The sequence below is a fragment of the Geobacillus sp. BMUD genome, assembly GCF_013096845.1.
GTDB classification, from domain to species: Bacteria; Bacillota; Bacilli; order Bacillales; family Anoxybacillaceae; genus Geobacillus; species Geobacillus vulcani.
The window spans coordinates 69,929-89,425 of the sequence record NZ_SDLA01000011.1 but is presented as its reverse complement, the minus strand read 5'-3'; the positions used below and the strand labels follow the sequence as shown (position 1 = coordinate 89,425).

Genomic DNA, 19,497 nt, shown 5'->3' with positions numbered 1-19,497 from the left:
GCGGGCCGCGGACGGAATGGCCCGCTCTTTTCGATAATGTTTCGATCATTCTTTTTACCATGCTTGTTGTTTCTCCGTGGTGACTGCGCCTGTTTGGCTGAACGTATGGTTGAATTGGAAGAGGGCCGTCAACGCTTGGGTGGCATCGATCACCTCGCCGAGCTTCAAGCAAAGCAAGCGCTCCTCTTCCAACCCGCGCCGCCGCCACTCGGTCCATAGGCGGTCGAGCGCCTCTTTCGGCGTGTCATCGGCGAGGCGGAACGCCCCGTAATGCATCGGCACAAACAGGCGGGCCCGGCAGTCCAAAAACGCCTGCACTGCTTCTTCCGGTGTGGTGTGCTGCGGTCCCATAAACCATTCCGGCTCATACGCGCCGATCGGCAAGAGCGCATAGTCGATGGAAAAGCGTTCGCCGATGTCGCGAAAGCCGCGGAAGTAGCCGCTGTCGCCGGCGAAGTAGATGGTGGGGGCGGCGTCTGCCTTGATCACCCATCCGCCCCAGTGCGAGGTGTTCGTGTCCCATAACGTCCGCCGCGTCCAATGTTGGGCGGGAACGAACGTCAAGGACAGACCGCGGAAAGACACCGTTTCCCACCATGACAGTTCGGTGACATGGCGGTAGCCGCGGCGGCGGAATAGGCGGCCGAGCCCCTCGGGCACGAATATGTGCGGGTCGCCGTGCAAACGGCGGAGGCTGCCGAAATGCAAATGGTCATAGTGGCCGTGGGAAATGAGCACAACGTCTACAGGCGGCATCTTATCAAGCGGAACACCGGGAGCCGTCAAGCGTTTGACCGCGCCCATCCAATTCGCCCAGACGGGATCGGTGACGATGGTGATGCCATGAAGTTGAACGACAAAAGTCGAATGGCCGACCCAGCAGAGCTGCGGCCGTCCGTTCGGCTTCTGAAGCCGCTCGTATTGAGGGGGTGAAACATGCGGCACGACATAGGACAAATCTTTTTGTTTTTGTTTCCGCTCCCGCTGCCAACGGCGAAAATCGGCCCATGTTTTGTGCGTCGAGACGCCGTCTAAGTTTTCATAGCGCTTCGCCAACGGTTTCTCACTCCATTTTTTTGCGTTATTATTATTTAGAGTAGCAAACCTTTCTTGCGAAATACAAAATGTTTGCCCAGGCAGGTGGTGGAATGTATGCTTCGTTCGTTTACAATCCGCACAGCAAAGCGGGATGAGATGATCGACATTACTTCATTCGTCGAGGAGACGGTGCGCCAGGCTAACGTGACCGAAGGGGTCGCTGTTGTCTATTGTCCGCATACAACGGCTGGCATCACCATTAACGAAAACGCGGATCCGGATGTCAAGCGCGACATGATGCGCCGCTTTGATGAAATCTATCCATGGGAGCATCCGCTTGATCGCCATATGGAAGGAAACACGGCTGCCCACATGAAAGCGAGCACGGTTGGTGCCTCGCAGCACGTCATCATTCATGAAGGCCGCCTGCTCCTTGGGCGGTGGCAAGGGGTCTATTTTTGCGAGTACGATGGGCCGCGCCAACGCACGTTTTACGTGAAAGTTATTAGAGGATGAAACCATAATTATATTATGTAAATATTAAAATAAGAAAAAACGATGGCTGAATCATATCGTCAGCCAATGGGAGAAAGCATAGAAAAGCCCCGGGCGAATCGTTTGCCCGGGTTTTTCTATTGGCAAAAAGCCGGCTGGCGTCGCAATCTTACGCCAGCGTCGTTAAAATGAGCGGTCCGTTTTTCGTAATGGCGATCGTATGTTCATATTGCGCTGAATACGAGCCGTCGATCGTCCGCGCCGTCCAGCCGTTCGGATCCATTTTGCTTTGCCATGCCCCCATGTTGACCATCGGTTCGATCGTGATGACCATCCCTTCCTTTAAACGCATCCCTTTTCCTTTTTCACCGAAGTGGGGGACATACGGCTCTTCGTGGATCGTCGGGCCGATGCCGTGTCCGGTGAAATCGCGGACGACGGAAAAGCCGTGCGCTTCGACGTACGTCTGAATGGCGTGGCCGATGTCGCCGATTCGATTGCCAAGAACCGCTTGCTCGATCCCTTTATAGAGCGACTGTTCGGTGACGTCAAGCAGCTTTTTCACGTCTTTGCCGACGTCGCCGACGGCGTACGTCCAGGCGGAATCGGCGAGCGCTCCACGCAAATTGACGACAAGGTCGATCGTGACGATATCGCCTTCTTTCAGCGGCTCATTGCGCGGAAACCCGTGGCAAATTTCATCGTTAATGGAAGCGCATGTTGCATACGGATAGCCGCGGTATCCTTTTTGTTCCGGTTTGGCGCCGTATTTGGCCAAAAACGTTTCGACGAACCGGTCGATGTCCATTGTTGTGACGCCCGGTCTGATGCGCTTGGCAATCTCTTGATGACAGGCGGCCAAGAGTTTCCCCGCCTCGTGCATCAATTGAATTTCCCGTTCGGTTTTGACGTGAATCATGCAACTGTCTCCTTTTCCTCGATGTGTTTCGCTTCGATAGTATTGTAGCAAAAAGAACTGTGATGTGAAACCGCGGCGATCCGTTCTGAACTGGGGATCTATTCCAAGATTTCACCCCAAAATAGTATGCGAAAGGGGCGACGAAAGGAAAAGATGACCGAAAAAAAGAAAAGCCCCTTTGATGGGTGGGCATCCAGAACTTCGATATGCTGGTCCTTGTCTGCAAAAGCTTTTACGGCTGGTCTCTGCTATGTCACAAGGCGGCAAACAGCTGTTTTTCTTTATCGGAAATCGCCGCGGAAGAAGGAGACGGTGCGAGCGGCAAATAAATGGACACCGTTGTCCCTTTATGTACTTCGCTTTCGATGAGGATCGTTCCGTTCATCGATTCGACGATGCGGTAAACGACCATCATCCCGAGCCCAGTGCCTTTGGCGCCTTTCGTCGTAAAATACGGTTCGCCAAGTCGATCGAGCTGTTCTTTCGTCATGACGATGCCGGTGTCAGCAATGCGGATGAGCACACGGCCGCTGTCAATGGAGACGAACACTTGCAGGGTCCCGCCGTTGGGCATCGCTTCGATGGCGTTTTTCATCACGTTGAGCAGACATTGGCGGAATTTTTCGCGCTCACCGATGACGGAAAAGGGGGCAAGCGTCGCTTGAATATTGACGCAGCTCATATTGGCGAGCGGGCGGAGAATGTCAATGACCCGCTCGATCTCAAGTTTCACGTTCAGCTTTTCCGGCGTCTCGGGCGCCGGCTTGGCGAACGTTAAGTAATCGGTGATGATCGCTTCCGCTCGATCAAGCTCCTCAATGGCGATGCGCGCATACTGGCGGCGTTTATCGGCAGCGAGCGGCTGCTCTTCGATCAGTTGGATAAACCCACGCGCCGCGGTGAGTGGATTGCGAATTTCATGGGAGATGGAGGCGGCCAAATGGGTGACGGCTTCCATTTTCTCGGCGCGAATCACTCGTTTGCGCAGCGCGATGCTATGATGCATCATTTCCCAGAACGAACAAACGACGAGCATGCTGATGGGCTGCACAAACAAAAAGATGAGTGCCACGGAAGGCGGAGGGGAACCCGCGGCCGCCATCCACTCCGCCATGGCGATGGTCAATAGACCAGAGCCGAAGCTGAGTGAGGTAGCGAGCAACGTGCGCTGTTTGGACGGCATTCGGATGAACCGTTTGGTTAATAAACTGCTCGTTGCAGCGATGGCGATGGAAACGACGGTGGTGACAAAGACACCAGCTCCGCCGAACAGCGCGCGGTAGGCGATCGCCGTAAACGCTAAAACCGTCGCTGCCCCAGCTCCGCCGTACAGACCGCCAAGCCATAACGGAACTTGCCGCAAGTCAAAGATGAAATCACTCTCTGCTCCGACCGGAAGGGTGATGCATAACACGATGACGACGGCGTAACAAATGGTCGGCAAATAAAGGCGGAGCCGTTGTCCTCCCTTCTCCCGATCCATACAGAGGGGAACGAGAAACACCGGCAGAAGGATGAAAAACAAGTTGAGCAAAAAGTCTTTGAAAATATTCAGCATCGCGGCACCTTCTTTCCCATCGTCAAGCTGCATAGGCAGAATTTCTACAAAACTTGCGAATATATTACATTGTAACCGGAAACTGCCCCGCATGTTAAGGTCGAATTCATAGCCTTTTTTTGATATAAATCTTGTTTTTTCGACAAGAGCAGGGAAAAAGAACTATTTTCTATTTATCAGAAAACAACTGTTCATTATTTTTAAATTATTCTGTAATATTTTAATTGTATATATTCTATTGATGGAGGAGGGGTTTTTCTGTCTAAGCGTTCGATCACTTCACTTGTTGCCGCGATGTCCCTCGGCATCGGGCTGTGGACATCTCCGGCGGAAGCACCGAAAGCGGCCAACACCTCCGGCATTCCAGCTGTGAAGCAAGGGGGAGCGATCGATTTTGCGATCGCCAACGACGAGAAGCTGGCGGAGATGTTGAAAAAAAGCGGAACGCTTCGCGCCGATGCGACTCCGGCTGAGGCGGAACAAGCGGTGCGCGACTATTTGCGGCAAAAGGCGGCTCACATGCCGCGGGAGAAGGGGGAATTGTACGAATACGAGAAGAAGCGTGCGGAAGCGCTGCAGGATCAGCAGCGGAAAAACGGCGTGCTGAATGGGAAAGGAAAAAAACTTGGCCAGTCGAAAACAACTTCCGTGCCGTCCGTCCAACCGGAGCCGTGGAACGGAGGCAAGCGAGTCGATCGGGTGCTCGTTTTGCTCATCGAATATCCGGATTTCCCGCACAATCGCATCCAGCCCAATGAAACCGATATGTATTACAAAGACTATACGCGCGAGCACTACGAAGACATGATTTTTGGCGGCGATGACGGCTATTACGAAGGGCCGAACAGCGAGAAACTCATTTCGGTGAAAAAATATTATGAAGAACAATCGGGCGGCAGCTATTCCATTGAAGGAAAAGTGGCGGGCTGGTATCAGGCGAAATATCCGGCCAAATACTACGGCGGCAACGTGCCGGCGCCCGACGGGAACGATGCGAACCCGCGCGCGCTTGTGCGCGAGGCGCTCGCGGCGGCTGCGAAAGATCCGAGCATCAATTTGCGCGAATTTGACCAAGAGGACCGCTATGATTTGGACGGCGACGGCAACACGCGTGAGCCGGACGGCTTGATCGATCATCTCATGATCATCCACTCAAGCGTCGGTGAAGAGGCGGGCGGTGGTTCACTTGGCGGCGATGCCATTTGGTCGCACCGTTGGAATTTAGGATCCGTGTACCGCATTCCGAACACGACGACGGATGTGCCGTATTGGCGCGGTCAACTGGCAGCTTACGATTATACGATCGAGCCGGCCGACGGGGCGGCGGGGGTGTTTGCTCATGAGTACGGCCACGATTTAGGGCTGCCGGATGAATACGATACGATTTACTCTGGTTTAGGCGAGCCGATCGCGTATTGGTCCATCATGTCGAGCGGCAGCTGGGCGGGGCGCATTCCGGGCACTGAACCGACCGGCTTCAGCGCTTGGGCGAAGCAGTTTTTGCAGTCAACTATGCCCGGAAGCAACTGGCTGAGCGGAACAACCGTTGAGTGGAACGAAGTGACACAAAACGGCGTGGAAGTCGTGCTCGATGAAGCGAACACAAAAGGGACGAACAACGATGCCGTGCGCATCAACTTGCCGGACAAAGAAACGGTCGTTACGACCCCGGCCAGTGGTGCTTATGCGTATTTCTCCGGCAAAGGGAACCATTTGGATGTTTCCATGTCCACTGTCATTGATTTGACAAGTGCATCGCAAGCGGTATTGACGTTTGATACATGGTATGCGATCGAGAAAGACTGGGATTACGCCTCGGTAGAGGTGAAGGAGCACGGGGCGGGTGCGTGGACGACCGTCAAAGGAAACATTACAACGACCGACAATCCATATGGGCAAAACCCGGGCAACGGCATTACCGGCGCATCGAACGGTTGGGTGAAGGCCGAATTTGACTTGTCGGCCTATGCGGGCAAAATCATCGATCTCCGTTTCCATTACGTAACGGATGTGGCTGTGTCGGAAGCCGGCTGGTATATTGATAATATTCAAGTGGCGGCAGATGGAACAACCGTGCTTGCGGATGATGCGGAAGGCGGCAGCGCCTTCGCCTTGGACGGTTTCGTGAAAAGCGACGGCATCGTGCGCTCGAAGCATTATTATTTGCTTGAATGGCGCAATCACCGGGGCGTCGATCAAGGGCTGGCTCACATTTTGCGCGGCGGCCGATTGCTGTCGTATGACCCGGGACTTGTCATTTGGTATGTTGACGAAGGATACGACAACAACTGGACAGGCGTTCACCCGGGAGAAGGGTTCCTTGGCGTCGTCGATGCGGACCAGCACACGTTGAAATGGTCGGGCAACACGGCGGCCTCGACGCGCTATCAAGTGCACGATGCGGCGTTCAGCTTGAAAAAAGGCGCACCGTTCCGCGTCGAGATGGGCGGCTCGCAACTGATCGACAACGATGCGTCGCCAATGCCGGTGTTTGATGACAGCCGAACGTATGACAATAAAGGGGCGGCTGACGCCGGACGGAACGTGCCGAATTACGGCTTAAACATTCGCGTGATCGGTGAAAGCGCTGACCGCACTGCGGCGCGCGTGTTGATCTATCGCTGACAAAATCTTGAGGCGCACGGAACGTTTCCGTGCGCTGAATTTTTATCGACATGATTTGTCATCCGCTCGTCGAATTTGTTGATTTTTCTTCGCCCCTTTTTCCGTTGGTCTCTTTTATAATCATATGTAGGAATGTTTGAGAAGGGAGAGCGAATGAATGAAAGAATTGTGCCAACAGCTGTCGGCGTGGATTGCCGAGAAGCAGCCGTTGCGTGTAAAAACCTATCAAGGGGAAGCGGTCGTGCTGCCGGTCAAGTTATACCAGGAAGCCCGTAAATTGTTTGTCTACAACCGTCAAATGCGGCTGATGAATATTCCGTTGGATCGGATCATTTCTGTTGAGCCGACGCGCATCACCGGATCCTTTGATCGCCGGGGAGAGGAAGCTGTCGTACATACTCGCTGAACGGCACGCGCCTTAGGACGCGTGTTTTTTTCATGGCGTTTGAAGCTGTCTATGCCCTACACATTCTTTCGAGGAGGAAGGCAGCCTGTCACAAAGCGCAACGGTTTTGATTGCATAGCCAAACGCCATCTTTTAGAATGGAAAAGATGAACGACTGACCATAGGGGGGATGGACATTGCATGGCAAACGGATTGCCTTGTGCGCCTCACGCAAACTGGATGAAATGACGACTCTTATTGAAAAGCAAGGAGGAACGGCCGTGATCCGCCCGGCGCAAGGGACCGTCTTTTCAAAGGGAAGCGAATTGGGAGAGGAAATGCGAACTGTCATCGCCATGCGGCCGGACTGGATCGTATTTACGACGGGAATTGGCTTTGAGGCGCTGTTGGAAGCAGCCGACAGGGAGGGAATGGATGCTGAATGGCATCGAACGATCAAGGAAGCGAACGTGGCTGCCCGCGGCTATAAAACGGTGACGGCGTTGAAACAAATCGGCGTCACCCCGGTGGCCGCAAGCGAGGACGGGACGACGAAAGGGTTGATTGCTGTTCTTCGCAGGCACGACTTTGCGAACAAGAACGTGGTTGTGCAACTGTACGGCGACACCGCTCCGGCGCTTCGACAATTTTTTCTTGAGCGTGGCGCGTCCTATACGGAACTGCTTCCATACCGGCATGTCGCTCCGGATGAGGAGACGCTTGAGACGCTATACAATGAAGTTGTCGGTCGCGAGGTCGATGCTGTCTGTTTTACATCGGCGATGCAAGTCCGTTTTTTCTTTTCCTTTGCCCGCGAGAAAAAAGAGATCGCCCCGCTGCTTGAGGCGTTCCGCACCGATGTTGTCGCCTGCGCCGTCGGCAAAGTGACAAAAGAGGCATTGGAAGAAGAGGGAGTCCATCGCATCATCGCTCCGGAACATGAGCGGATGGGAGCGATGATCGTGACGCTTGCCCGTTATTTTCAACGATAAGCCCCACTGGGGCTTTTTTTTTTTTTGCTTCAGTGTGTGATATCGCTCACAACAGTCATGGCGCCGCCCACGGTATAATGGAGACAACGCACGGCTCATAAAAAGGAGGAATCGATGATGCATTCATTTTGCCAGATGGGCGGCCCTGAAGGGGTGAAACTATGCGCCGGCCTGGCGCAATTCAAACAAGAACACGGCCGGCTGCGCGTCCAAATGAAGCAGCTGCTTGCCACAGCGGAAGCGATCGGCCAAGGGACAGATGACCGCAACTGGCGTAAGCTGCTCGCCGGGTTAAGGGAAATAGTTGAATCGTTCGTCGCCGCCCTAGATCCGCATTCAGAGCGGGAAGAAAGCGTATTGTTCCCGATGATGGCTCGGTACATCGGGCGGACGACCGGACCTATCGCCGTCATGGAATACGAACACGAACAGGCAAAAGCGCGCCTTTCCATGTTTTTAGAAAAAACCGCCCAGCTGCCGGAGAATATTCTTTTTTGTGGTATAATAGGGAAAACGATCAAAGTTTGAGGGGATTTCGTTGCGATACTCCAGCCATGTCATCGCTACATTATGTCTCGGCGCGGCGGTGTCCGCGCATACCGAGCTGCCGTTTACCGCCGCCTATACGATGGGACTTGCCATCGGCAGCCTTCTTCCTGATATTGACGAGCCGTCTTCGTATGTCGGCCGCCGTTCATTTGGCGTGTCTGGCAAAGTGAAGGAGGCGTTTGGCCATCGCGGCATGACGCATTCGCTCATCGTCTGGGGGGTGCTTGCTGCGCTTGTTTGGCGCGATTCGGCATCGCCATTGGCGGTCGGGTTGGTGCTTGGTTATTTGTTTCATATTATAGAAGACTTTTTTTCCGTTCAAGGGGTGCCGTTGTTTTGGCCGTTTTCGTCCAAGCGGTGGAAAGTGCCGCTGTACCGGACGGGAAAAGGGATGGAAAAAGCATTGGTTGGCGTCGCTTGGATCGGGTTCGTCTATTTTGGCGTCAACGGCTTGTTTCACGAATGGTGGCGGTCATGGTTGTCGATGTGGTAACGGCGCTCGATAAAAAAAGGAAAAAAGAGGAGCGGCGGCGAATATGGTGAAAGGAACGGGATTGACTAGATAAGGGGGAGAGGAAGATGAGCGAACAATACCCGGTGCTCCCTGGCGCCGAGCCGTTTTACGCCGAACATGGGCCGGTCGGGGTGTTGCTCGTGCACGGATTCACGGGCACGCCCCACAGCATGCGTCCGCTCGCTGAAGCGTACGCGAAAGCCGGCTATACCGTTTGCCTGCCGCGCTTAAAAGGGCACGGAACGCATTACGAAGACATGGAGCGGACGACGTTCCACGATTGGATTGCCTCGGTCGAAGGAGGATATGAATGGCTGAAACAACGATGCCAAACCATTTTTGTCACCGGGCTGTCGATGGGCGGGACGCTCACGCTTTATTTGGCGGAACAGCACCCGGAAATCCGCGGCATCGTGCCGATCAACGCCGCCATCGATATTCCGGCCATCCGCGCTGGTCTGACGGCCGGGGGCGAGGTGCCGCGGTATCTTGATTCCATCGGTTCGGATTTGAAAAATCCAGATGTCAAAGAGCTGGCGTACGAAAAAACGCCGACGGCGTCGCTTCTTCAGCTGGCTCAATTGATGGAGCAAGTGAAAAACGAGCTCGGACGCATCACCTGCCCGGCGCTGATTTTCGTTTCCGATGAAGACCATGTCGTGCCGCCCGAAAACGCCGACATCATTTTTCAAGGCATTCCATCGACGGAGAAAGAAATCGTCCGACTCCGAAACAGCTATCACGTGGCGACGCTTGACTACGATCAATCCATCATTATCGAACGATCACTCAAATTTTTCTCCAAGCATGCCAACTAAACACGCGCCTGTTTCCAGCCCGTCCTGTCCAAACAGGGCGGGTCATTTCCTGTTCTGTTGTCGTTATTTTTCTAAAAAAATAGGTGGCTGTTTTTGGCGGCTTGTTCTAAACTAGTGATAGTGAAAAATGATAAAGGAGCTTCATGTTGCATGACGATTGAACAAATTTCGTTGCTCGTTCAAGAAAAGAGAATTATAGAGGCGCTTGACAAAATAAAACCGCATTTGGAAAACGTAGGATTATTCGAGTGGCGGTCGCTCATGGCGTCATGGAATGCGATCGAACCGTTTCGGACGTTCGTCCGGTTGTTTGATTATGCGCTCATGTACCGGCATAGCGGGCTTGTCGCGCGGTACGCCCACCGGAAGTTCAACACGCTGCAGACGCTCGCTTGGGTGTGCGACGAGTGGCTCGAGAACCGCCGGCCGCTCGATGTGGAAGAAGCGCTTGTCCCGCGCCTTACAGAAGCGCTCGAAGGCCGGGTGAAGGAGCCGAGGGAATCGATCGCCCGGGCGGCGTTTGCGTTGGTGCGCGCTTTGCTCGATATGCAGCGGATCGATGAGGCGCGGGAATGGATGGATGTGGTTGCCCGCTATGAGACGGTGCCGATGCATGACAAGTGGGGCTACTTTTATATCGAGACCGGCGACCGGAAGCGCGCCGAACAGGCGGTTCGCGCTGGGATGGATGATCCGGAGCGCGGCGATATGTGCTATTTGTTGCTTTCGGATTTGTACGCTCTGGATGGCCGTCATCAAGAGGCGCTTGCCGTTTTGGAGGAAGGAAAGCGGCGCTTTCCGCAAGTGTTGGCGTTTTACGCTGAGCGTGTACGCCGCCTGCGCGATGTGCGCGCCTACCGCGAGGCGCTCGCGGCGATGGATGAACTTGACCGCCTGAATCCGCTTCATATGCATCGCCGCTATTTTACTCATTTGCGCGCAGAGCTGCATTATCGGCTTGGGGAGTGGGAGAAACTTGAATCGCTTGTGAAAGCGGAGCCGCAGCTTGAAAAAACGCCGTACGCCCGCGCGCTTGGGCGGCAAAGTAAACGGGCGGTGGTGCTGCCGCTTGTGCCGGTCGTGCAAAAGCATAACTATTGCGTGCCGGCGAGTTTGGAAATGATGCTTCGATTGCTTGGATCTCCCCGCACGCAGGATGAAGTGGCCCAACATATTTTTGATGTCCGTGGATCAAAATTGTCCACGACGGTTCGATATTTGGAGGATCTTGGATTTACTTGCCGTTTTTTTATTGGTTCGCCGTTGCGTTGGAAACGGTTGATTGACGAAGGCGTTCCGGTGCTGTTAAGCGTCGATTATGAACAGTCATCGCACGTGCAGGTGCTCTTTGGCTATGACGAGCGGCTCGAGGCGTTTTACGTGCAAGATCCCAATTTATTCGATCCGTTTGTCGTTTCTGAGGACGAGCTTGCCAAATGGTATGCAGGGACGCATTATTTGTCGATTGTTGCGCTTCCCCGGGAAAAAGCGGCGCTCGCCGCCGAGCTCCCCGAAGAGGAAGACCGCTATTTCCGCGAATTGCACGCGTTAGCCGAAAAGATGGATGAGGACGAACAGGCGCATTTCGCCGCGTTTGTCGCCTTTTTGCGCAAGCATGAGCACATCCCGTACACATGGCTGTATGTCATGAAGCATTTTAGCAGCGATGAGGCGAAGCCGCTTGTGTTGGATTACACAGGGCGCGTCTTGAGCGAGTATCCCGAACATAACGACTTGCTGCTGATGGCGGCGAAAGCGTACGTTTACACACAAGAAATGGAGCAGGCTGAAGACGTGCTCAAACGGGTGAAAGGAAAGGCGCAAAGCCCGATTTACCATTATTTGCGCGGCCGAATCGCTTTTTTTGCCAGCCGTTACGAAGAGGCGGCCCGCTATTTTCGCGCCTCGCTCCAGCTTGATACGGACCAACCGGAAGTATGGAGCTATTGGGGGCTTGCCTCGGCGTACGCCGGCCAGATCGAGAAAGGGCTTGTCTCTTCGCGCGTGGCGGTCAGCCTGTATCCAGGCGATTTGTTTATCGAAACGAACCATGGTGTACTGTTGTTCTACGCGAAGCGGTTCGCGGAAGCGCGCGACTGGTTTGACCACCTTGTTCGCCGTGAACGGCGGGATGCCCAGCTTTGGTATGAGCGGGCCCGCTGCGATCAGGAGCTCGGCCGCCGACGCAAGGCGGAACGCGGTTTTTGCGTCGCCAAAACGCTTGACCCGCAGGAACCGTATCCGTATTTGATGTTGGCCGACTTGTATCATGACGCCGGCGATCGGGAAAAAGCGAAAACGGTGCTGGAAGAGGGATTGGCCGCCGCCTGGCGGTTGGCGCCGCTTTACGTCCGCCTTGGCGATCTCTATATGGAGGAAGGAGAGGCGGAACGAGCCGTTTCGTGTTACGAAGAAGCGATCCGCCACGATAGTGAGGACGTGTTCGCCCATCTCGGCTTGGCGGCCGCCCTTGCTGAGCGTGGCGATGCGGAAGCGGCGCGTCGGTATGTAATCGAGCAGCGCACTCGTTTTGCCGACAACAGCGAATATTGCCTCAATGCGGGAAGATGGCTTGTCGCCCATGGCTTCGCCGAGGAAGAGGAAGAGCGGAACACAGCGCTTTCGTTGTTGGAGGAAGGGTTGCGCCTTGCCGAGTTTGATGCGGAAGAAGCGTATGAGTTTTATCTTGAGCTGTTGACAACGCCGATTCTTTTCGAACGCGGACGGACATTTTTGGAGCAGCTTGTGTCGACACGCCCGAAACTCGCTTCGGCCTATTCCGCCCTTGGCGTCCTTTATGAACGGCAAGGACGGCCGTCCAAAGCCATGGATGTTTACCGGGAAGCCGCCGCCATGGGCCATGCGCTTTCCTTCTTCCGGCTGGCGGAGCTGTGCGCCTCGCTTGGCCGCTACGAAGAGGCGAAACAACATTATGAAGCGTGTCTCAAAGCCGATCCGTCGTTCGCCCCCTGCCATTTTCGCTTAGCTGCGCTCTATGAGGCGGAGGGAAACGAAGAGCGGCAGCACGCGCATTTGCTTCAGGCGGTTCGTCTTGCCCCGCTGCGTGTGGATATCGAACAACTCGCAGCGATCATAGAGCCTTCAGCGCTGCTTCAGGCATTGGCCGATGCCCGTCCGCATGCAGGTGAGGCTTGGTATTATGACAGCCTCGGATACGTCTATGAAGCGCTCGGACGCCGCGATCAAGAAAAGACGGCGGTCGAGAAGGCGCTTGCCCTTGCGCCGGATGACCGTGAAGTGCTCCGTCATTGGGCCCGTGTGCTCGGCCGGCAAGGGCGCACGAAAGAGGCGGTCAAGCTGCTTGAACAGCTGATCGCTCGGCATCCTGACGACGAATCGTTGTATCCGGCGTACGTCGCTCTGTTTCCGAAAACGATGCGCGGTTTAGGGAAGCTTCGCCATCGGTTGGAGCGGCTAAAGACAAGCCGCGAGGCGAAAAGCGTTATTTATCGGAACGCGGCCGCCTCTCTCCTTCCGTATTTGGAAGAGGAACGGAACGAAAACGACGAGCCGGTGCGGTGGTGGACAAAAGCGAAAGAATGGATGGGCAGGTTTTCCTTGTTTTCGATCGTCATTGATTTGTATGAGGAGGCGATTCGTCTCAATCCCAGCCATGCGGAAGCCTATGGGCAGCTCGCCCGCCTTTATGCGGCGATCGAGCTGGAGGACGATGCCGTCAAAACGTGGCGCAAAGCGCTTGCCCGCGTTTGGGATCCTTCATTGGCGCGTGAATTCGTCGAACACTTGTTGAAGGCCGATGAGGAGAAAAAGCGCCAAGAGGCCAAGCGGTGGCTTGAGCGGCTAGTGGCTGATGACCCGGACGATATCGAACTGCGCGTGTGGCAGGCGGTCGTTTGGCTTCAAGAAGGGCAGCACGAGAAAGCTGAGCGGCAGCTGCAGGAGATCGTGGCGGAAGAACCGCTCGCCCGTGAGGCGCTCATGTTGCTTGGCGAACAGTATCGGGAAACGGGGCGCGTTCAAGAAGCGGCGTCGCTTTGGGAGCGCTACGCTGATTGGTACCCCGAGGACGAAGAATTTCATATGCACCTGGCGGCTGCTTATGAAGCGGCAGGGTTCATCGATCAGGCGCTCGCGGCAATTGAACGGTGCGTCCACGCGGCTAAAGATGCTCGACTTCGCTATGAACGAGCCCGCTATCTCGCGCTGCTTGGGCGCTTCGATGAGGCGAAGCAAGAGCTTGAGGAGGCGTTAGCGGCCGATGAAAGCGGAGAGCTTGCCATGTTGGCGGCTGACGAACCGGTGTTTCACCCCTTGGGGAGAACGTGATGGATTTTTGCTTTTCTTTTGATGGAAAGTTTGTTATCGTTATGGGAAGAGAAGAACCGTCGGATGAAAAGGAGGTGGACGCATGGAAGCGCCGATCGATTTGCTTGTCTATATGTCGCTTGTCGGCGCGTTATGGATCATCATGAAAGGGCATATGGGCGCGCGTCGAATGGCGGGTTCGCTGTTTTATGAGCCGGCATTGGCTGCGGTTCGCGAGCATGAAGCAGAGGGAGGCGCCAAACGAGCGGTGCTTCCATCGCGCCCGCTGTTTTTGCCGCAGCGGCGGAAAATCCCGATTCGAGAACGAACAAGCCGTGCGGATGAGGATGGAAGGCCCTTTCCTTTATGATGAAACGGCATGATTTTGCAACATGATATAAGGGAGGGCTTTTCATGAAAAAATGGGTATTGGTGCTGCTTGGCGCGGCGTTGCTTCTTTCCGGCTGCAACCGCAACGAACCGATCGACGAACATAGTCAAGGCATTTGGGACCATTATTTTGTCTACCCGATGTCAAAGCTCTTGTTGACGCTTGGCCATTGGTTTGGCGACAACTACGGCATCGCCATTATCGTGCTGACGCTCATCGTCCGGTTTTGCTTGCTGCCGCTCATTTTGAAGCAGTTCCGCGCATCACTCGCCATGCAAAAACTGCGTCCGGAATTGTTGAAGCTGCAAGAAAAGTATAAAAGCAAAGACCCGGAAACGCAGCGCAAGCTCCAGCAAGAAATGATGCAGCTGTATCAAAAGCACGGCGTCAACCCGGCGAGCGGCTGCCTGCCGGTGCTCATTCAAATGCCGATTTTTATGGCGCTCTATTACGCGATTTCGCGGACGCAGGAAATTAAAACGCATTCGTTCTTATGGGTCGAGCTCGGCCATCGCGATCCGTATTTCGTTTTGCCGGTTTTGGCGGCGTTGACGACGTTCATCTCACTCCGCCTGTCGCCATCCATGGCCGAAGAACAAATGCCGCAAATGGCGATGATGTCGTACATCATGCCGGTGATGATCTTTATCGGCGCCAGCTCCGTTCCATCGGCGCTGTCGCTTTATTGGGTCGTCGGCGGCTGCTTCTCGATCATCCAGTCGCTCCTTTTGCGCAGTCAGCTGAAAGCGGCGAAAGCGGCGGAAAACAGCTAGCACACTAGCCAACATCCCCTGTTTGCTTTCCAAACAGAAAAGCAGGCAGGGGATATGTTTGTTTCTCGCCATAGAAAGGTTGGTGAACATCAACGGTTTCCTTGATCGATGAGTGAACGTGGCAAAGCAGCGCCGATGCTACAAGAATGAGGCTAGGAAACGGACGGTTCTTTTCAATCACTGACCTTATCGTGATGCGATGAGAAATCGCTGCAAAGATGATTCGGACAAAAAGCCATGAAGTGAGGGAAGCCCGTTTAGCCGCATGGCCCCGCTCGTTGATGACTTCTGCTTGCCCAGATTTTGCATGCTGGAGTAGAGTAAAAGTATAGCAGCGTCAATGTACAACCTAAACTCGTTTGTTAAACAAATACACGGGAGGGATGTTGATGGAGAGAGCACTTATCATCATCGACTACACGGGTTTCGCATCGTCGTTCACCAGCGGGCGGTGGCGAGTTTTGACCCGGCGGGACACGAATGGGCGCTCCGCCATTTTCGCCATACGTTGGGCGCGGAAATAGTGGAATAATGGAGAAAACATGATAGAATAGACGATGAACGTTCTCTTTTGCTGCGGCGCAGTCATTCGTTGTTGGAGGTTGCAAATTCATGAAAAAATATGCCGACGACAGTCTGATGCTTCATACGGACTTATATCAAATCAATATGGTCGAAACGTATTGGGAAGATCGTATGCATGAGCGCCGCGCCGTGTTTGAGGTGTTTTTCCGCAAGCTGCCGTTTGGCAACGGCTATGCGGTGTTCGCTGGGTTGGAGCGCGTGATTCAGTTTTTGCAACAGTTCCGCTTCTCTGACAGCGACATCGACTATTTGCGCCAAGAACTTGGCTACCGTGATGACTTTTTAGACTATTTGCGGACGCTTCGCTTCACCGGCACGGTCCGTTCGATGCGTGAAGGGGAAGTGGTGTTTGCCAACGAACCGATTATGCGCATTGAGGCGCCGCTCGCCGAGGCGCAGCTCATCGAAACGGCTATTTTAAACATCATCAATTTCCAGACGCTCATCGCCACGAAAGCGTCGCGCATTAAGCATATTCTCGGGGACGAACCGGCTTTGGAGTTCGGCAGCCGGCGGGCGCAGGAGATGGACGCCGCGCTTTGGGGCGCGCGCGCAGCGTATATCGGCGGGATTGAGGCGACATCGAACGTGCGCGCCGGGAAGCTGTTTGGCATTCCGGTCGCCGGAACGCACGCCCATTCGATGATTCAAGCGTATCAGGATGAATACACCGCATTTTTGAAGTATGCACGCCGCCATAAAGATTGTGTCTTTCTTGTCGATACGTATGATACGTTGAAGTCGGGGGTGCCAAACGCCATTCGCGTCGCCAAGGAGTTGGGCGACCAAATCAACTTTATCGGCATCCGCATCGACAGCGGCGACTTGGCCTATTTGTCGAAGGAAGCGCGGAAAATGCTCGATGAAGCTGGATTTCCGAATGCGAAAATTTTTGCCTCAAACGATTTGGACGAAGATACGATTTTAAACTTGAAATCGCAAGGGGCGAAAATCGATGTCTGGGGGATCGGCACAAAGCTCATTACCGCGTACGATCAGCCAGCGCTCGGTGCCGTGTACAAAATGGTGGCGATCGAAAACGAACAGGGAGAAATGGTCGATACGATCAAAATCAGCGGCAATCCGGAAAAAGTGACAACCCCGGGGTTGAAGCGGGTGTACCGCATCGTCAACAAAATCAACCACAAAGCGGAAGGCGACTACATCGCCTTAGAGAGCGAAAACCCGCAGCAAGAAGAACGATTGAAAATGTTTCATCCAGTGTATACATTCATCAGCAAATTCGTCACCAATTTCGAAGCGCGTGATTTGCATGTGACGATTTTTGATAACGGACGGCTTGTGTATACGTCGCCGCCGCTTCCGGACATTCAGGCGTATGCGAAAGAAAGTTTGCGCTTGTTTTGGGAGGAGTACAAACGGACGCTCAATCCCGAGCAATATCCGGTCGATTTGAGCCAGGCGTGCTGGGACAATAAGATGGAAAACATCCGCAAGGTGAAAGAAACGATCGCGCGCATGTCGACGAAAGAGTAACCGGCCGCCGGGCGCGGACAAGTCGAAAGGCGGATCGGCGCTCGCGCGACAGGCGGCGATTGGATGGTGAACCCACCAGGCGTCTCGCTGCACCTCGTTCTCGGCTTGTGGAGCGGCGGATGCGGTGGCAAAGGAAAACGTGTCCCGCGGCGAGGCGAGGCACGTTTTCGTTCATGATGAGGAATGTTTGCTTGCCAGCTGTTTGTCGAGTTCATCGACAAGAGCAGTAAAGTGGCGCAAGACGCGCTCGATCGGTTCGGGGCTTGTCATATCCACTCCGGCCCGCTTGAGCAGACGGATCGGGTCATCGGATGCGCCGGCGCGCAAAAATTGTTTGTACCGCTTTACCGCTTCGCCGCTTTGATCGGTTTTGATATCGCTCACAATGGCGTGCGAGGCCGCGAGCGAAGTGGCATATTTGTATACATAAAAGGCGTCATAAAAATGCGGAATGCGCAGCCAGCCGCGCGCGGCGCCGGGATCGGCAGCGTACGCCGGGCCGTAATACGTTTTGAGCAGGCCAAGCCAAAGATCGTTCAATTCGTCCGCTGTGAGACTGCCGCCTTGGCGCACCTTGTCGTGAATCATTCGCTCAAATTCGGAATACATCACTTGCGTGTACAATGTGCCGCGAATTTGCTCGATTTGTTCGATGAGCAGGCGGAGTTTTTCTTCTTTTGTTTTCGCCTGTTTGTACAAATAATCGAGCATGAGCCATTCGTTCGCCGTTGATGCCACTTCCGCGGTGAAAATCGAATGGCCGGAATAATGGTACGGCTGCGCCTCGTTCGTGTACACGGAATGCATGGCGTGTCCAAGTTCGTGGGCCATCGTCAACACGCTGTCAAGCGAACCGTTGTAATTGAGCAAGATGAACGGATGGGTGTCATACGCTCCGGTGTTATAGCCGCCCGTATGTTTTTTCGGGCGCGGGTAGACGTCCAACCATCGTTCTTGAAACGCACGGTGCACGTGGCGAATATAGTCGGCGCCGAGCGGCTTGAGCCCTTCCATAATGAGCGTCTTGGCCGTTTCAACAGGAATCGGCTTCATTGTTTCACTGACAAGCGGTACGTACAAGTCATAGCTATGGACGCGGTCCAGCCCGAGCGCGCGCCGCCGCAGTTCGACATAGCGGTGAAGCGCCGGCAAGTGGCGGCGGGTGGCGGCGATCAAGTGATCAAACACTTCCTTCGGTACGTCATCGGCGGCAAGGGCGGCGGCGAAGCCGGACGGATAGCGGCGAACGTTCGCATACAATTCATCCGCTTTGACCGAGGCATACAGCGTCGCGGCTGCGGTTTGTTCCAGGGCTTCATAGCTTTTGGCTTTGGCTTCAAACGCCGCTTTTCGATAGCGGCGGTCCGAGTGTTCAAGCATGGCGGCGTATTGATCGTCGGTCAATGTCACCGTTTTTCCGTTCGGCATCTTGACAGACGGCGGCTCATAATCGCCGCGGGCGGCGTGGTCATAAATGTTCTCCGCTTCGCCGAGCGCCGGCGATAGTTTCGCGAGCAGCTGTTCTTCGCGTTTCGTGAGCGTATGCGGTTTTTGTTCGCGCAACTCATGGAAGTAATAGCGGTACGCCTTCAGCGGCTCGCTTGTTTGCAGCTTTCTGAGCGTTCGCTCCGGGAGGGCGAGCAGCTCTGGCTCGATAAACGCTGTTTTCGCCGCATAGTGGGCGGCGAGCGCTTCCACTTTTGCCCCGAGCCGCGCGGCCGTCTTGTCTTCGATGTTCAAGTCGCGTTTTAAATGGGCGTAAAGCGACAGTTTTTCGAGCTTGCGGGCCGTTTGTTCGTTGAGGGCGAACAGTTGGGCGATTGTCTTGGCATCGTCAAGCTTCCCTTCAAACGCCGCCAGTTTCGGCAAGGCGTTTTGCACCGCCTGATAGTCGCGCATCCACTCGTGCTCGGATGGGTAAATGTCAGCTACATTCCATTCGTATGCGGTTTCGGCGGCCGATGTCGGCCATGGGGAGGTCAAAAGAAGCCCGGCGGCGAGCCCAAGGAGCCAGCGCTTCATATTATCACGTCCTTTGCCTGTTTTCCTCTTGTTGGTAGTATGCGCAAGC

14 protein-coding genes and 2 pseudogenes are annotated in these 19,497 nt (G+C 54.6%); 12 read left to right on the top strand and 4 right to left on the bottom strand.

All coding sequences use genetic code 11. The annotated features are described in order from the left end of the window. Window positions 1-54: 54 nt before the first annotated feature. Window positions 55-1,056 carry an MBL fold metallo-hydrolase gene (locus tag ETC05_RS12665; RefSeq protein ID WP_171661158.1) on the bottom strand — a complete coding sequence of 334 codons (1,002 nt, stop codon included), beginning with the start codon at window positions 1,054-1,056 and terminating at the stop codon, window positions 55-57. Between the two features lie 96 nt (window positions 1,057-1,152). Between ETC05_RS12665 and ETC05_RS12660 the strand changes: the two genes are divergently transcribed. After that, window positions 1,153-1,554 (top strand): secondary thiamine-phosphate synthase enzyme YjbQ, encoded by a 402-nt coding sequence (locus ETC05_RS12660; RefSeq protein ID WP_171661157.1) that lies wholly within the window; start codon window positions 1,153-1,155, stop codon window positions 1,552-1,554. Between the two features lie 148 nt (window positions 1,555-1,702). Here the strand turns inward: ETC05_RS12660 and map are convergent, their stop codons facing one another. Both map and ETC05_RS12650 read right to left on the bottom strand, forming a co-directional pair. Next, window positions 1,703-2,452: a type I methionyl aminopeptidase gene (gene map / locus ETC05_RS12655; RefSeq protein WP_171661156.1), complete on the bottom strand. Its 750-nt coding sequence runs from the start codon at window positions 2,450-2,452 to the stop codon at window positions 1,703-1,705. 253 nt (window positions 2,453-2,705) lie between these two features. After that, window positions 2,706-4,010, bottom strand: coding sequence for an ATP-binding protein (locus ETC05_RS12650; RefSeq protein ID WP_171661155.1), 1,305 nt, complete (start codon window positions 4,008-4,010; stop codon window positions 2,706-2,708). A 258-nt stretch (window positions 4,011-4,268) separates the two neighbouring features. On the opposite strand from ETC05_RS12650, the gene ETC05_RS12645 reads away from it, so the two are divergent. The 11 genes and pseudogenes from ETC05_RS12645 to ETC05_RS12600 all read left to right on the top strand — a co-directional run bounded on the left by ETC05_RS12645 (window position 4,269) and on the right by ETC05_RS12600 (window position 17,426). Beyond that, entirely contained in the window at window positions 4,269-6,635 is a 2,367-nt protein-coding gene (locus ETC05_RS12645; protein ID WP_033842344.1) for an immune inhibitor A domain-containing protein, read from the top strand. A gap of 157 nt (window positions 6,636-6,792) precedes the next feature. After that, the gene (locus ETC05_RS12640) at window positions 6,793-7,041 is read left to right on the top strand and encodes a hypothetical protein (RefSeq protein WP_031409333.1); all 249 of its coding nucleotides are present in this window, start codon (window positions 6,793-6,795) and stop codon (window positions 7,039-7,041) included. 176 nt (window positions 7,042-7,217) lie between these two features. Then, the gene (locus ETC05_RS12635) at window positions 7,218-8,012 is read left to right on the top strand and encodes a uroporphyrinogen-III synthase (protein WP_171661154.1); all 795 of its coding nucleotides are present in this window, start codon (window positions 7,218-7,220) and stop codon (window positions 8,010-8,012) included. Between the two features lie 117 nt (window positions 8,013-8,129). Then, window positions 8,130-8,501 (top strand): annotated as a pseudogene (locus ETC05_RS12630) (hemerythrin domain-containing protein); the annotation flags it as partial. A 49-nt stretch (window positions 8,502-8,550) separates the two neighbouring features. Next, on the top strand, window positions 8,551-9,054 hold the full coding sequence (locus tag ETC05_RS12625) for a metal-dependent hydrolase (RefSeq protein WP_031409339.1): 504 nt from the start codon (window positions 8,551-8,553) through the stop codon (window positions 9,052-9,054). An 86-nt stretch (window positions 9,055-9,140) separates the two neighbouring features. Beyond that, window positions 9,141-9,893 carry an alpha/beta hydrolase gene (locus ETC05_RS12620; RefSeq protein WP_171661153.1) on the top strand — a complete coding sequence of 251 codons (753 nt, stop codon included), beginning with the start codon at window positions 9,141-9,143 and terminating at the stop codon, window positions 9,891-9,893. A gap of 150 nt (window positions 9,894-10,043) precedes the next feature. Next, complete coding sequence (locus tag ETC05_RS12615; RefSeq protein WP_171661152.1) at window positions 10,044-14,201, top strand: bacteriocin-processing peptidase family protein; 4,158 nt, start codon at window positions 10,044-10,046, stop codon at window positions 14,199-14,201. 82 nt (window positions 14,202-14,283) lie between these two features. Continuing rightward, window positions 14,284-14,550 (top strand): hypothetical protein, encoded by a 267-nt coding sequence (locus ETC05_RS12610; RefSeq protein ID WP_171661151.1) that lies wholly within the window; start codon window positions 14,284-14,286, stop codon window positions 14,548-14,550. Window positions 14,551-14,594: 44 nt separating this feature from the next. Further along, on the top strand, window positions 14,595-15,344 hold the full coding sequence (gene yidC / locus ETC05_RS12605) for a membrane protein insertase YidC (RefSeq protein ID WP_031409347.1): 750 nt from the start codon (window positions 14,595-14,597) through the stop codon (window positions 15,342-15,344). 421 nt (window positions 15,345-15,765) lie between these two features. Beyond that, a pseudogene (locus tag ETC05_RS17710) lies at window positions 15,766-15,876 on the top strand (cysteine hydrolase family protein); the annotation flags it as partial. Window positions 15,877-15,956: 80 nt separating this feature from the next. After that, window positions 15,957-17,426, top strand: coding sequence for a nicotinate phosphoribosyltransferase (locus ETC05_RS12600; protein ID WP_171661150.1), 1,470 nt, complete (start codon window positions 15,957-15,959; stop codon window positions 17,424-17,426). Window positions 17,427-17,597: 171 nt separating this feature from the next. Here ETC05_RS12600 and pepF read toward each other — a convergent pair whose 3' ends face one another. Further along, complete coding sequence (gene pepF / locus ETC05_RS12595; RefSeq protein ID WP_171661149.1) at window positions 17,598-19,448, bottom strand: oligoendopeptidase F; 1,851 nt, start codon at window positions 19,446-19,448, stop codon at window positions 17,598-17,600. Window positions 19,449-19,497: the final 49 nt, after the last annotated feature.